Origin of the sequence: Archangium lipolyticum (assembly GCF_024623785.1) — a bacterium.
Taxonomy (GTDB): Bacteria; Myxococcota; Myxococcia; order Myxococcales; family Myxococcaceae; genus Archangium; species Archangium lipolyticum.
This window is the reverse complement of sequence record NZ_JANKBZ010000008.1, coordinates 138,062-152,612: the sequence shown is the minus strand read 5'-3', so window position 1 is coordinate 152,612 and position 14,551 is coordinate 138,062. Positions and strand designations below refer to the sequence as shown.

Genomic DNA, 14,551 nt, shown 5'->3' with positions numbered 1-14,551 from the left:
GCTCATACGTGGACGAGCGCGTGCTGGGAGAGGAGCGTGGTGAGCAGCTCGCGCATCCGCTCGCGCGACCACACCACCGTGTCGCCGCGCCGCTCCTCCCGGGCTTCGTCGAGCAGTGCCCGCGCCCGGTGCGCTCCGCCTCCGGACAGGCGCTGGAGCACCTCCAGCAGCCCGCGGCTCTCCGGCAGGCACGTCGCCTGGCCATTGACCGCGAAGGCGAGCTCTCCGCTGGCGAGCCTGCGCCAGACGAGCCCCGCCTGGGGCACGAGCCTCACGCTCCGGTTCTCGTCGAGCACCGCGCCGGAGGCGGGCCGGGGGCCCTGCAGGAATCCACCGCCGCTCACGTACCGCAGCCACGTGAGCTCCATCTCCCGCTCCAGGCCGCCCTCCACCAGCTCCCTCAATCCCCGCACCACCTGCTGGGTGGCGCTGCGCAGCCCCTCGGGAATCGCGTCCGCCAGCTCCTGGCGGCGCGCCGGGTCATACGGGATGAAGGGCTGCGTCTGGTCGATGGGGGGATTCACCTTCTCGGCCACCAGGCCCGGCAGGGTGTCCACCAGCGGCGAGGGGGTGAGGTAGACGGCGAGGTTGTTGGTGACGGACACCGAGTCGGTCCCCTCGGCGGAGTGCCAGAAGTGGCCCGGCCAGTAGAAGACGTCACCCGGCTCGCCCTCCAGGACGATGGCCTGCTCGCGGATCTCCGCGAAGGTACGCAGCGGGAGCGCGAAGTCGATGTCGCGCACGTCCCTGCCGGGCACCAGGTGCAGCAGCGACTCGTAGGGCCACAGCAGCATGCGCTTGGTGCCCACGGCGATGAACGCGAAGTTCCCCGTCACGTCCTTGTGCACGCCGAAGGGCGTCTCGCGGTAGTCCCCGGCGAACATGTCCGAGTCGATCTTCCAGGGCGGCAGGCCGAGCTGCTCGAACATGCCCTCGGTGAACTGGCGGTAGCTCTCGAAGAGCTGGCTGGACCGGCTCTGGATGGAGTCCATGTGGAAGAAGAAGTCGCGCGGGCCCACCAGCTTCCGCATGCGCGCGGCCCAGCCCTCGAAGGAGCCGTCCTCCCTACGAGGCATGTACCGGAGCGAGTCGGAGACGATGTTGCCGCTGTCGATGAAGACCTGGCAGGCCGGCCGTACCCGGGCTCCGGCGACCTTGGAGAACTCCTCCGCCTCCTCCACCGAGATTCGGAAGAGCTCCTCCGGAGGGGCGAGCAGCCGCTCACCGAAGACCTTCTTGAAAACGCGGGGCTGCCTTCCCCAGACGTCCTGCGCGAAGCTCTTCCAGAATCCCTCGGGCGGTCGAAAGCTCATGATGGGCTCGAAGTATAGGTGTCTGCTTCTGGAGGAGGAATCCGGGCGGCTCACATCCGGATGCGGACGCTCAGCCCGGCGCGCAGCAGGGAGCGGCCCGTGATGGGCAGCTCCGCCACCGAGGGGTCTGGCTCGAAGCGGAACTCGCCCCCTCGCTGGCCGAAGGGCGCCTCGATGAAGGCGGAGACGTACACCTCGCGCAGCGGCAGCAGCGCCACGTCCAGGCGTGGCAGGAAGGACGCGTCGCGCACGTTGGCGAGCAGGGTGAGGAACATCGCCGGTTCGATCGCGCTGCGGCGCTCGAGGGAGAACTGGCCCATGAGGTAGTAGCGGCCGAAGTAGAGCGCCTGATAGTCGCCCGTGGAGCGCAGCCACGTGAGCAGCGAGCGATCGTCGTAGCCGAGCTGGTTGTAGAAGCCCTCGAGCCGGAGCACGGCCCGGAAGACCTGGGCGAAGCGGAAGGTGCTCTGGGCCCCCACGCTGGCGAGCACCTTGGGTCCGTCGACGGGGCGCGGGGTGAAGCCCTCCCCGGTGCGCTCCCAGCGCTGGAAGGGCGAGTCACGCACCAGCGCCACCTCGGCGTTGAAGTCGAAGAGGCCCACCCCGACGTTCCAGTCCAGGCCGTAGCGGGGGCGGCGCCCCTGCTGCACGGCCGCGGTGGCGCTGAGCTCGCTGGTGCCGAGCGTCACCTCGGCGCGCACCGCTCCTCCATAGCGGAGCCGCTGTGACTCCGGACCATTCAGGTCCGCCGTGGCGACGAGCCAGAGGTTGGAGGCCAGCGCCTCCCACGGGACGTTCACCTTGAGCATGTCGACGCCGGTGCGCAGGTCGAACACGTCGAGCGGCAGCGGGTTGGGTTGGCGCAGGAAGTCGGTGGGATTCCAGACCCGGGAGCTGCCCCACTTGAGCTGCTGGCGCCCGGCGGTGATGAAGACGCGATCGGCCAGGGCGAACTTGATCCACAACTGGTCGAGGAGGACCTGGGGCTTGGAGTAGGCCGGGTCCAGGGGATCGAAGAGGAGCCGTCCCCGGACGAAGCTGCGCACGGACTCCGAGGGCTTGACGTCGACGAAGAGGTCGACGAGGGACGGGAGGGTGGGTTGGAGCGTGGTCACCCGGGACTGGCGGGTGCCGGACAGTTCGACGCGCTGGTAGTAGATGCCGCCCAGGCTGAGGATGTCGTGCGGCCGCGAGCCCTGTTCCTCGCGTGCGGCTGGAGCCTCCACGTCGGTGATGGTGACCCGGCCGGGAAGCGCGGTCGGTTCCGGCTCGGCGGATGGGGTGACCTCGGCGGGCCGCGGTGGGAGCCCGGTGTCGAGGGTGGATGCGTCCGTGACCACCGTGGGCCGCTTCAAGCCGAGATCCTCGTCCTCGGAGGAGGGGCTCGCCGTGGGGAGGGGCTCCGCAGGAGCGGCGGGCGCGGGTTCGGCGGTGGGCTCGGGAGCGGGAGGCGCTGACGCCTCGACGCTCCTGGGTTGCGCGTCCACGGGCTGGTAGACCAGGGTACGCACCCGCCCCCGTTGGAAGATCACCTCCACTCCGAGTGTGGGGTAGTGGAAGGAGAGCTGGTTGTCGGGGGTGGCCCGCACCTGGTAGCAGGGGGCTTCCGAGCGGGCCTCGTCCACGCAGGCCGGCCCGAAGGTCTCCTCGAGCTCGGCGCGTGTCGGCGGCTTCCTGGGGAAGACCTCGATGCGCTGGAGCAGCTCCCGCTCCGGATCGACGTGGAAGCGGACGCCGCGCGTGTCGCGGGGCAGCGTCCTGCCGCGATAGTCGAGCAGGAGCTGTCCGCCCTTCTGGCTCCGTCTGGCTGGCTTGCCGAAGCGCTGGAGCAGCTCCTGGGTCCGGGTGATGCCCGGTTCGGCCCCGTTCCACTCCGCGGCGGTGGCGGTGCGGCCCGAGGCGAGCAGCAACGACACGAGGGCTGTTCGGACGAGCGCGGCGGGGAAGGGGGGCATCATGATGGGGGGATGGCGGAGGGCTCTGGCGCCTGACTCAGTCCCGAGGGAAGAAGGTCGGGGCGTTGGCGTTGCGCTCCACCATGGCGGCGAAGGCGCCGGGCAGGGAGGGGTGCGGATCACCCGAGGCCTGGAAGACGAAGTGGCTGTAGTAGCGCGCGAGGTGCTTGCGCAGGAACTCCGGGAGACCCTCGGCCAGCCGCCGCGTCGTGGCGCGGTGCCGCGCCTGCTCCGGCGTCTCCTCCGCCAGCGCGGCGGCATGCGAGGAGGTGGGTTCGACGACGCCTCCCGGCGCGAAGAGCGTCTGCTGGTAGAGCGCCATGGCGCGGGCGCGCTGCTCGGCGGGGACGTGGACGAACAGCCGCACGGCGTGCGTGAGGTTCGCGTACACCTCCTCGAAGTGCTCGAAGGAGGCGAAGAACACCCGGTTGTTGACCATGACGTTGAGCCCGAACGACTCGACGTGGTGCCACCACATGGGGGGCACGAGCAGCACCTCTCCGGGTTGCAGCTCCACGACCCGGGCATCCTTCAGCGCCTCCGCGAACAGCGGGTAGCGCTTCAGGTCCAGCTCCAGCAACCGCACGAGGCTCACCTGGGCGCACTCGATCATCCGATCGAAGGGCGCCTGGTAGATGTAGGGGAGCAGATCCGGCGCGAACAGGGTCACCCGCTTCACCCCATCCGCCATGCAGATGAAGGTCAGGAAGTCGTCGTAGTGCAGGTTGACCACCTGGCCATTGGAGCCCACCCAGAGTGTCGCGTGGACCTGATCCTCGCGGAGGAAGGACAGGACGTTGGGCCCCAGGGCCTCGAAGAGCGGCGTCGCCGGCGGGATGTAGTGCGCCTGCATGTAGACGTAGTCCCCGCTGGCGCCGCGCAGGCTCTGAAGGGCCTGGCTCGCGAAGGCGTCGAAGGGCACATCCGCCTGCTTCGTGCTCTTGCCGAACGTCAGCCGCTCCAGGTTGTCCGGCTGGAAGTGGAACTGTCCCTTGTGCTCGCGCGGCAGGCGGTGGAACGTCACCGGCCGCTCGCCGATGAGCGAGCCCAGCACCGCCATCTTCTGCTCGTGCGTGGTGGCCGCTCTCAGTTCCTGATAAAGCCGCCACTCGTCCATGCACCCCGTCAGCACCACGGGCTCGTCGAACGCGTAGTTCAGCAACTCCTCGGGCCTGATCCGGGCAATTCGACGGACGGGCTTGGCTTCGAAGGGCAGCGGCGGCAGGCGCATGGCATCCACATCCTAACAGGCAGACTCATCGATTCTATCGTGCGTTGACAGAAGCTCTCAAGTTACGAGAACATCAGGAATTGCGTAGTGCCGCTTGCTTTGCCCTGACCCCCCCAGGAGGCACCAACCATGGCTTCGGAAGAGACTCCGGTCGTACCGGCTCAGCTCGTAGTGCCCGCTCCCGTTCAGGCGGCTCCCGCGGAGGCCCCCGTGGCCACGGCGGCCCCGGAGAAGCTCGATGAGCTGGAGGAGATCAACTTCCTGCTCGAGGAGATCGAGAGCAAGATCGCCCCGCTCGCGCTGGCGTGAGCCGGGTTTGGCCCCATGGACTCCGGCGTTCGCCCCTACGAAGAAGCCTTCGCTCCGTACTGGCACCCCGTCGCGTTCTCCCACGAGCTGAAGGAGCGTCCGCTAGCCGCTCGCCTGCTGGGGCGGGAGCTCGTGGTGTGGCGCTCGGGGAGCGGGGTCTCCGTGACGCAGCGCTACTGCGCGCACCGCGGCGCCGATCTGTGCGGAGGGACCGTCGTCGGCGAGGGGCTCCGTTGTGGCTTCCACGGGTGGACGTACGGGCAGGATGGCCGGTGTGTCCGGGTGCCGTCGCAGCCGGGCGTTCCCATCCCGGCCCGGGCCGCGCTCGCCTCGTACCGCGCCGTCGAGCGCTACGGCCTCGTCTGGGTGTGTCTGGCTCCGGAGCCCGCGGCCCCTCTGCCGGAGTGGCCGGAGCTCGAGAGCGGGAAGCTCGCCACCGTCGCGCTCCCGCGCCTGGACTGGAACGTCTCCGCGGGCCGCATGATGGAGATCGTCCTGGACGTCACCCACCTGTCCTGGGTGCACGAGGGAACCTTCGGCAACCCGGAGCAGCAGGAGGTGCCTGCCTACGACGTCGAGCGGCTCCCGGGCGGGCTCCGGGCGCAGATCTCCTACCCCGCGCTCGCGCCGGGCATCGGTGGGGCCGCACCCAGGGTGGACAAGACCACGCTCACCTACGAGGTGTCCTTCCCGTTCGCCGTGCGGCTCTCCTTCAAGCCCACGCTCTTCTTCCAACACGGGGTGTATGCGATTGCTTCACCCTGGTCGGAAGAGAAGATGCAGTGCTTCTACTTCGCCTCCTACCACCCGGGCCTGAAGCTCTTCCCGGACATCTTCGTGAAGTCCGAGCTGGCCATCCTCGAGCAGGATCGGCTCGTCGCCGAGGCACAGCGGCCCAAGGCCCACCCGATGGACTTCGCGGGTGAGGTCCACGTCAAGGCGGACCGGCTTCCGAACGAGTACCGCCGGGGAGTGATCTCCCTGCGTGCCGGCCGGCCCATCGAGGGCCCCACTCCGGAGTGAGGGCCGGGTTCGGGCCTCACTGTTGGCTTTCAATGAATCTGCTTGGTAGTCTCCTCGCGCCTGACCGCTGATCCCCCCTGCCATACCGCTGTGGCGGAGCGCGCAGGCCTCTCGTGCCCATGAAACATCAGAAGACCCTTCTTCTTTGCGTGGCAGTGCTCGCTTCGAGCTGTGACGTCTTCAGGACCGAGGATGCGGAGGGGACGCGTGGCCGTGGCGCACAGGCGTTCGACCCGTACTCCAGCTCCGCCTCGGGTGCCATCTCGCTGAGCCTGCTGGGCTTCAATGGCTGCGCCATCCTTCCCAATGGCGAGCCGGTGACGCGCGGTTCGCTCGAGCTGGACGGCTATCCGGCGAAGTGCCCCCCGCTCAACAGCGGGATGCCCCTGGGCGACTCCGTGGAGCCGACGGCCCGGTTCACCATCACCGCGGGAGCGAACTACTTCCTGCGCGAGTTCACCGTGATGGACACGCTGGTGAACGTCTACAAGGTGGGCGCGGACGGCAAGCCGGACCCGAGCAACCCGGACTACAACGATCGCCGCACCCCGGCGGCGTGGATCCGCAAGCAGTCGCGCTTCAAGAGCCTGGACTGGTCCGGGCTGACGGTGGGCCGTGACGAGTGGCGGCGCCAGGGTCCGGGGTCCTTCCTGCGCGAGACGTTCTTCGAGAACGCCGCGTGGATGATCTCCGACGACGACACCTTCCTCATCGAGGTGGTCGACTCGGGAGGCATCGTGCGCGCCTCCACGACGTACGAGCGCAAGGAGTTCCTCTCGGAGAACCCCGTCACCGGGCGCACCCGCGCGAGCTTCGGCGTCTTCGGCGTGGGCCGCCCGCGGTTCGCTGGCGACAACGAGATGCACCTGGTGCCCGACACGACGCCCTACTTCCTGACGGGGGTGAAGGTGTCGTTCGCCAACTCCACCAACCCCTTCAAGTCGTTCCGCATGCCGGACCTCTACGGTGAGGGTGTCATCCGCGTCACCTGGAGCCTGATGCCGGCCGAGCCCTTCCTCTTCCCGGTCACCTTCATCAAGGAGGTGGACAAGGGGGCCACCTGCTTCAAGTTGGACGACAAGGGGTTCGCCACCACGGAGGTGGTGCCCTGCGGGTTCGGTCTGTCGCAGCAGGTGCACATCAACAAGCCGAAGAACGGCAAGTTCTTCATTCCGGGCGAGACGGTCGACTTCCAGATCTCCCTGAACGACGGTGACGGCAATGCGCTGCACTCGCGCGACCTGCTGCCCTCCTTCAACGACTACCTGGGCGGCAACTCCAACGGTCTGGCCTACTTCAACGAGTCGATGCTGCTCACCTACCGGGACACGAGCAGCTCCGAGTCCGGCTTCAAGGTGGTGGGTCCGCTGCAGAACCTGCGGCCCATCAACGGCACCTATGAGCTGCCGTACTTCTCCTTCCCGCGCACGAGCGAGCCGAAGTACTTCGTCGAGCCGGGCCTGCTCCGGGCCATCGCCGGGTACACGGACATGCAGCCGGCCACGCGCTATGGCGTGGAGCTGCCGCCGGACGCGAAGCCGGGCACCTACGCCATCCTGCTCAAGGGGCACCGCTACTTCATGGGCGAGCGGCTCAACCGGCTCGACACCTTCTTCTTCCAGGTGGGCCAGGAGCAGCGGACGAGCTACCCGGGCAACATCGGCAACTGCCAAGTGTGCCACAACGGCGTGAGTTCGCTGAACAACCTCCACCACGGCCTGTCCGTGGACAACGTGGAGGTGTGCAGCACGTGCCACATCGACGAGACGGCCGGCCACATGTCGGACCTGATGCACCGGCTGCACATGGGCTCGCGCAAGTACAAGCAGGACAAGGCGGACTGCCGCGTGTGCCACCTGACGCGTGAGAGCGCTCTGCGGCCGAGCCTCGCCGTGTGCAACAGCTGCCACGTCACCGTTCACGGCACGGAATACTTCGATTTGAAGTTCGAGGAGCCGCAGAACACGCCCAACGCCTACGGCAACTGCGCCAACGCGTGCCACGCCGTGAAACCGCCCAACCTGCACATCCTCCCTGGTCAGTGACTCTCCCGAGGACATCATCCATGAGGGCTTCATCCTTCGTCGCCGTCACCCTGCTGTCCGCCGCCCTGTCCGGGTGCCAGGGGGAGGATCCAGGTTCCACGTCCGGCTCGGACATCTCGTACACGGACCTGCCACAGCGCAAGACGACCGTGTCGGGCCTCGTCTACGACCCCGAGGCGTTCTTCTTCTCCATGGCCAACTGGCCGGGGGACCCCACTCAGGCGCCGCCGCCCGCGTTCTTCAACGGCAATCCCCACGGCATGCGCGCGGCGCCCATGGGCGCGCACGTGAGCATCGTCGGTGACGGCACCGCCGCCGACACCAGCGGCCCCGTGCCGCCCACGGGGGCCTGGCAGGTGCTCGGGGTGCCCACCAGTGACACCACCCTGTACATGGCCAGGGCCGAGCCCCCGGCGGAGGGCGTGGGGATTGGCGCTCCGAATATCTTCTCCCCGCCGGATTTCACGCCCATCCCCGTGGGGAAGTACTACCCGACGACCGCGCTGCGCCCCATCCTTGCCCGTGCGTCTTCCTGCCAGTTGCAGGTGGCGGAGATGCTGGGAGATCTCGGTGGCCTGGCAGCCGTGGCCAACATGATGACCATGATGGACATGCCGACGACGCCCGCGGATCTGGCGGATCCGAGCAAGACGGGCGCCGTGGTGTTCATCTGGGTCTATTCCCCCAGCCCGGTGCTCGACATCTTCAACATCCCCTCGGATGACTTCATCACGGCGGTGGAGGTGTCCCCGAACAACGTCCTCCAGTTCGGGGTCGGCTGGGCGCCGCCGGGCGCCCCGGAGGTTCCCCCGAGCCAGGGGCCCATGGGCTACTTCGCCATCCCCGCCCCGGTCAGCCCGCTGGGCTACTTCGCGCTGGTGATTCCCAAGGGCACGACGGGGCCGGTGAAGTTGAACTTCGTCGACACGAAGGAGGACCCCAAGGACGAGTTGGGTCCCCGGCCGTGGCGCATCCCGAGCGTCGAGATTCCGGTCGTCCCGGGCGTGTCGTTCCTCCGGCTGCACGCGCAGCCCGGTGGCCCGCCGCCGCCGGACGATGTGACCTCCGAGCCCGCGCCGGATCCGGACACGAGCTGGATGTGCCTGCCGCGGTGAGTGGGCCTCAGCGCCAGGGGCGGACGTGGAGCTGGCGGAAGCGGAGGGTCGGCTGCCCGAAGGACACGGGCAGCGGGCCGTGGTCCAGCTTGCGGCAGCCCCGGGTGGCGAAGAGGTTCTGGTAGTCCGCGCCGACCGCGTCGATGCTGGCGAGGGCCTCCAGGCCGTTGCCGCTGAGGATGCCCGGGGACACCAGCCGCCCCGGCCGGCCCTCGCGGATCTCCTGCGCCTCCACGATGTAGAAGCTGAAGTCCCCCGACAGCAGGTTCATGTGGCGGGGAGTCAGGTGGCGGATCAGCAACCCGTGGGGGATGTCGGCCAGCAGGCCATCCAGGTGGCCCAGGTGGGGCTCCACGCGGGTATGTGCCATGCGGGGAAGGGGAGGGTGTTTGAAGCCCACCCGCCGCCCGTGGCCGTTGGGGAGGTGGCCCAGGGTCTTCGCGCTCCGCGCGTCGTGCAGGGGCGAACCCACGACACCTCCGTGGAGCAGGTGGACCGGCTGCGCGGGGTGGCCCTCGTCGTCCCAGGTGTACGCGAGCGCTCCGCACCCGTCGGTCGGGTCGTCCGAGAGGGTGACGAAGGGCTCGGCCACGCGTTGTCCGAGGCGGCGGGCCATGTACGAGCCTCCTCGTGCAACGACGTCCCCCTCCAGCGGGTGGCCGCAGACCTCGTGGAAGAAGCAGGCGGAGGCCGAGCCCGGAGGAAACACCACCGGGAGCGAGCCGGTGGGGCATGGCACGGTGGGCGTACCCTCGCGCAGCAGCTGTGCCATCCGGCCCACCAGCGACTCGAGCTCCGGCAGGGCCGCGCTCAGCCGCGCGCCGTCCGCGTAGGCCGCGCAGCGCCAGAGCTCCGCCATTCCTCCGTCATGGGCGCGGTACACCTTCAGCTCGATCAGGGCATGGTGCCGATGATCCGCGACCAAGCGGGACGCGTTGGCGAGGAGGGTGCGTTGATCCACCTCGCGAAGCAGCACATCCAGGTGCGCCGCGCCCTCCGCCCGGGCCACGTCCACGAGCCTCCGCACCACCTCCACCAGCCCGGTGGCGTCCGGTGGCGAGGGCTCGGGGGTGAGCAGTTCGCGCGCCGGGGCCAGCAGCTCCGAGGGGAGGGCTCCGGGCGGGAGTGCTCCGTCGGCCACCTCCGTCCACACCTGCTCGAGGCCTCCGGACACCTCCTGGCGGAGGGCATGGCCGCGCTCGCAGGTGGGAGCCTGCACGCGCAACCCCGAGCGTTGATGGACGACCTCGGTGACCTCGCGCCGCTCCACGAAGCAATCCAGCAAGACGGTGTGCCTCCTCCCCGCTTTCTATCATTCCGTGCGCGCTCTCCGGGACGAGCCCCCCTGGCCGGCGCCTCCTCCGGTGGGCAGGGGGAATGGGGCATGATGGGTGCCGTCCCGGTGGGTCTGGAGAGCGAGGATGCGGGTGAGCACCAGTGAGGCGGGGATGGACCCGCGCGCCCTGACGGATGCGGCCCGGGCGGAGCTGGAAGCCTTCACGCGGAGGTTGCCCTCCATCACGGCCGAGCTCTTCCTCTCCGCGGGCCGTAGGCTGTCGCTGGAGTACGAGGTGGGCACCGGTTCCTCCACCATCAGCCAGGGCGAGTCCCTGTCGGTGGCCGCGAGGGTGTGGGAGGGCGAGCGCTCCGGGCACGCGGTGCTGCCCCTGGGCGGGTCCGAGGGCCTCGGGCGCGTGCTGGAGCTGGCGGTGCGGCGGATGGGCACCGGCTCCCCGCCTCCGCCGGTGGTGGGAGAGCTGGCCGGACCCGCGTCACCTCCGCTCGCCGGGCTGTCGAGCGAGCGGATGCGGGAGCAGGCGGCGCGGCTCACCCGGATGGTGGTTCCTCCCGGCGTCGTGGTGCAGGCCATGGTGCTCGCCCGGTCCGAGACGTGGACCGCGCTCCTGCGCGGCGAGGGGGGCTTCCAGGAGGCGGCCCACGAGCGGGAGGAAGCCTTCGTGCGTTGCGAGACCTCGCGTGGGGCCGTGGTCGACGCCGTTGCTTCCCGGCGAGGAGACGACTGGGACCTGGCTTCCCTCCGGGCCCGGCTCGCCGGGGACGTCGAGGCGCTGGAGGGGCCTGCCGGAGCGGTGGAGCCGGCCCTGCCCCTCGTCTTGCGGCCCGCCGTCGCGGCCCCGCTCGTCGCGGCGCTGGGCTGGATGTTGCGAGGCGACGTGGCGGCCTCCCTTCCCGCCCTCGCGCGAGCGGTGGGGAAGAAGCCCTTTCCCTCGGTGCTGTGCGTCGAGGACGTGCCGCTCCATCCGCTCGGCACGCGGTGGCGGAGCGCGGACGACGAGGGCACGCCCACGCGCCCGCTGCGGCTCATCGACGAGGGCCGGTTGCAGGGGTTCCTCCACTCGGCGGCGAGCGCGGCACGGCTCGGGGTGGAGTCGAACGGCCGGGGCCTGCGCTTCGAGGACGCGCCTCCGGCTCCCTCTGCGGTCAACCTCTTCGTGGTGCCGCGGGGCGATGCGCTCCCCGAGCACTACACGGAGCTGGTGGCGCGCGTGGAGACGTTCACCACGATGCCGCGCCCGGGGACGGTGACGCTGTTGGCCGGGGGCTGGGAGGTGCGTGCGGGCCAGCGCGTGCGCCGGGTGGCTCCGGTGGACCTGAGCCTGCCCGTGCTGGAGACGTTCCGCGCGCTGCGGGGCGTCGGGTCGGACCTGACGTTCTTCCCCACCGCGGAAGGGTGCGGCACTCCGACCCTCTTCTTTCCCCCGCTGCTGGGGGGATGAGGCTCAGCGGCGGCTCCTGGGCGGCTCGCAGCGCTGGAGCGCACGCCAGCGCACGAGGTCATCGAGCAGCGAGCGGAAGGCGCGCTTGTTGAAGGCGCGTGCCGTCAGCCGGGTGAAGAAGGCGTCCTCGAGCGCCTCCACCTGTTGGGGCTTGGCTCCGTTGAGGGACATCAGGAGCTTCTCGAGGCGGCGGCGCACCGCGGGCGCGGGGGGGAGCGTGGTGGAGCGGCCGTTGGCGGACACCAGCAGCCGCCCGTCTGGCAACGGGACGCCGACGATGGGCCGCTCGGGCGTGGCGCGAATCCAATCCCCGGGCGAGAGGGGTTGCTCCTTCGCCTCGGGTGGGGGGCCGTCCAGGGCTCCACCGGTGAGGAAGCGGACCCACTCGGAGGTGCTCTCGCTCTCGGCGGCGAGCAGGTTCTTGCGCCGGGAGCGCTGCTGGACGGAGTTGCGCACGGGAGCGGGCACCTGCCAGCGCGGCCCGCCGGGCAGCTCGGTGTGGCGCAGACGCTCGGGCCAGGCGTGCGGGGGCGCCATGCTGGCGAACTGCGGAGGACGGAAGCTCACCCCGAGTGACGCGCTGATCATCAGCCCCCGGGTGGGCTCGGCGCGGTGCCAGTAGGAGGCGGGCCAGTACAGGACGTCGCCCGGAGACCCCTTCAAGGTGAGGGCCTGGGAGAGCAGTTGCCGCTCGTCCTCCTTGTCGGCCAGGTAGATCAACCCTGTTTTGTGGATGAGCTGGGGGTCATCCTTGGGGACCTCGGGGCGGCCGGTGAGCGCGTCGAAGGGCCACAGGCTCATGGTCTTCTCGCCCTCGATGACGAAGTAGAAGACGTGCAGGTCGTCCTTGTGGATGCCGAAGGGCGTGTAGAGGTAGTTGCCGAGGAAGACGCACGAGTCGCTGCCGCCCAGGGGCACGCCGAGCGCCTCATGGAAGCCGGACAGGAAGCTCTTCATCTGCAGCCAGTGGTTCCACTGGAAGCACTGGGCGCGGTTGAGCACGATGCCGAAGCGCTTGCCGCCGAGCAGCGAGTCCAGGCGGGCCATCCAGCCCTCGAGGCTTCCGTCCTCGCGCCGGGGCAGGTGCTGGGAGAGGTTGAAGAGCGTCGAGTAGTACGGCAGCCCGCCGGGGCCATCCGGGTGCTCGATGTAGAAGCGCAGGGGCTGGGCGAACTCGCCGCGGCGGATGCGCTCGCCCGTCTCCACGAGCGCCTCGAAGATCTCCCCCGAGGTGGGGAAGTGGGCCCCGAAGGGGTGCTGGAGGACGGTTGGCTCGCGGTCCCAATACTTCCGGGCGAAGTCCTTCCAGAAGGAGCGGGGGAGCGCGAGGGACGGCTCACCGCGAGCGGAGGAGGGCGGGGTGGGAACGGGGGCGATCATGGAGCAACTCCCGGGGTGGAGGCGGTGGCGGCTTCCGGGTGTGAGCGGGTGGCGCGCCAGGCGAGGACGAGACCGAAGGCCAACAGCACCGAGGCGAGCAGGAAGGGGGCTCCGGGCTGGTTCCAGGCCCGCTGGGGGTCGATGGCACGCGCGAAGAGCAACGTGAAGAGCCCGGGGCCGAGCGTCCCGGCGATCCCCATGACACTGGCGAGCGCGCCCTGGAACTGGCCCTGCTCGGAGGGGCTCACGCGGCGGGTCATGATGCCCTGGGCGGCCGGGCCGAAGAGACCCCAGAGACCGATCACCGGGATGCCGAGGCAGAAGACGAAGCCGGTCGGAGCCAGGCCGTAGATGGCGAAACCCGCGGCGCCGAACCAGAGCCCGAGGAGCATGGTGCGCCGCTCCCCGAGGCGCGAGACGATGGGCCGCATCAGTCCCGCCTGGACGATCATGGAGCACACGCCGATGCCCGCGAGGGACAGCCCGACGGTGCGCTCGCTCCAGCCGTAGCGGTAGCTCGCGTACAGCACGAACACGCTGGGCAGGGAGACATGGGCGAGGTTGTAGAGGAAGTTGACGAGGGAGAGCCCGAACAGCTCGGGGTGCGAGCGCAGCAGCCCCATGGAGCCCACGGGATTGGCGCGCTGCCACTGGAAGCCCATGCGGGCCTCGGGGGGCAGGGACTCGGGGAGGACGAAGAGCCCGTACAGGGCGTTGGCGAGACTCAACCCCGCCGCGACCCAGAAGGGCAGGTGGGGATCCACGTCGCTCAACACACCGCCGACGGCGGGGCCGATCACGAAGCCGACGCCGAACGCGGCCCCGAGCAGGCCGAAGCTGGCGGCGCGCTTCTCCGGAGGCGTCACGTCCGCGATGTAGGCATTGGCGGTGGCGATGCTCGCCGAGGTGACGCCCGAGATGACGCGGCCCACGAACAGCCAGCCCAGGTTGGGCGCGAGCGCCATGAGGATGTAGTCGAGCCCCAACCCGAGGTTGGACAGGAGGATGACGGGCCGGCGGCCGTAGCGATCCGAGAGCACGCCGAGCATCGGCGAGAAGAGGAACTGCATCAGCTCCCAGACGGTGGAGAACAGGCCGAAGATCGCGGCCGCGCGCGCGGTGTCATTGCCCTGCAGGCCGACGATCAGCTTCGGCAACACGGGGGTGATCATCCCCATGGCCAGGATGTCGAGCATGACGGTGATGAAGATGAAGGCCAGCGCGGCGCGGCGCGGAGGCGCGTTCGGAGTCGATTCGGTCATGAGGGCCGGGTCTCGGGGGGGACGGACCGCATCGGCGGTGCGGTAGGAGGCAGCCTATCAGGCCGTGCCCCCGATGGCTCTCCCACGTCCGCTCCCTGACAGCCGTCCGCGGAACGACGCAATCTCCATCGCGCCCTGGACAGCGCTCCAGTACGTGACGAGGTGGGAGGATCGCCTCGC

At 69.7% G+C, this 14,551-nt stretch carries 11 protein-coding genes; 5 read left to right on the top strand and 6 right to left on the bottom strand.

What is annotated here, in order from left to right; all coding sequences use genetic code 11:
* Positions 1-2: 2 nt before the first annotated feature.
* From NR810_RS19285 to NR810_RS19275, 3 genes are read right to left on the bottom strand one after another with little or no spacing between them, the layout of a single operon-like run.
* Positions 3-1,313 (bottom strand): cupin-like domain-containing protein, encoded by a 1,311-nt coding sequence (locus NR810_RS19285; protein WP_257454342.1) that lies wholly within the window; start codon positions 1,311-1,313, stop codon positions 3-5.
* Positions 1,314-1,363: 50 nt separating this feature from the next.
* Positions 1,364-3,271, bottom strand: coding sequence for a hypothetical protein (locus NR810_RS19280; protein ID WP_257454341.1), 1,908 nt, complete (start codon positions 3,269-3,271; stop codon positions 1,364-1,366).
* A gap of 34 nt (positions 3,272-3,305) precedes the next feature.
* A complete protein-coding gene (locus NR810_RS19275; RefSeq protein WP_257454339.1) occupies positions 3,306-4,499 on the bottom strand; it encodes a cupin-like domain-containing protein in 1,194 nt (397 codons plus the stop codon).
* Positions 4,500-4,628: 129 nt separating this feature from the next.
* On the opposite strand from NR810_RS19275, the gene NR810_RS19270 reads away from it, so the two are divergent.
* The 4 genes from NR810_RS19270 to NR810_RS19255 all read left to right on the top strand — a co-directional run bounded on the left by NR810_RS19270 (position 4,629) and on the right by NR810_RS19255 (position 8,991).
* Entirely contained in the window at positions 4,629-4,808 is a 180-nt protein-coding gene (locus NR810_RS19270; RefSeq protein ID WP_257454337.1) for a Xan family putative trans-acting RiPP leader peptide, read from the top strand.
* A gap of 15 nt (positions 4,809-4,823) precedes the next feature.
* Positions 4,824-5,831, top strand: coding sequence for an aromatic ring-hydroxylating oxygenase subunit alpha (locus NR810_RS19265; protein WP_257454335.1), 1,008 nt, complete (start codon positions 4,824-4,826; stop codon positions 5,829-5,831).
* A 149-nt stretch (positions 5,832-5,980) separates the two neighbouring features.
* The gene (locus tag NR810_RS19260) at positions 5,981-7,876 is read left to right on the top strand and encodes a hypothetical protein (RefSeq protein WP_257454334.1); all 1,896 of its coding nucleotides are present in this window, start codon (positions 5,981-5,983) and stop codon (positions 7,874-7,876) included.
* 20 nt (positions 7,877-7,896) lie between these two features.
* On the top strand, positions 7,897-8,991 hold the full coding sequence (locus NR810_RS19255; RefSeq protein WP_257454332.1) for a hypothetical protein: 1,095 nt from the start codon (positions 7,897-7,899) through the stop codon (positions 8,989-8,991).
* Positions 8,992-8,998: 7 nt separating this feature from the next.
* On the opposite strand, the gene NR810_RS19250 is transcribed toward NR810_RS19255, so the two are convergent.
* On the bottom strand, positions 8,999-10,276 hold the full coding sequence (locus NR810_RS19250; RefSeq protein WP_257454331.1) for a TldD/PmbA family protein: 1,278 nt from the start codon (positions 10,274-10,276) through the stop codon (positions 8,999-9,001).
* A gap of 136 nt (positions 10,277-10,412) precedes the next feature.
* On the opposite strand from NR810_RS19250, the gene NR810_RS19245 reads away from it, so the two are divergent.
* Positions 10,413-11,729, top strand: coding sequence for a metallopeptidase TldD-related protein (locus tag NR810_RS19245; RefSeq protein WP_257454329.1), 1,317 nt, complete (start codon positions 10,413-10,415; stop codon positions 11,727-11,729).
* Between the two features lie 3 nt (positions 11,730-11,732).
* Here the strand turns inward: NR810_RS19245 and NR810_RS19240 are convergent, their stop codons facing one another.
* Together NR810_RS19240 and NR810_RS19235 are read right to left on the bottom strand one after the other, a co-directional pair.
* On the bottom strand, positions 11,733-13,109 hold the full coding sequence (locus NR810_RS19240) for a cupin-like domain-containing protein (protein WP_257454327.1): 1,377 nt from the start codon (positions 13,107-13,109) through the stop codon (positions 11,733-11,735).
* Positions 13,106-14,371: a TCR/Tet family MFS transporter gene (locus tag NR810_RS19235; RefSeq protein WP_257454325.1), complete on the bottom strand. Its 1,266-nt coding sequence runs from the start codon at positions 14,369-14,371 to the stop codon at positions 13,106-13,108. Before NR810_RS19235 ends, NR810_RS19240 begins: the two co-directional genes overlap by 4 nt.
* Positions 14,372-14,551: the final 180 nt, after the last annotated feature.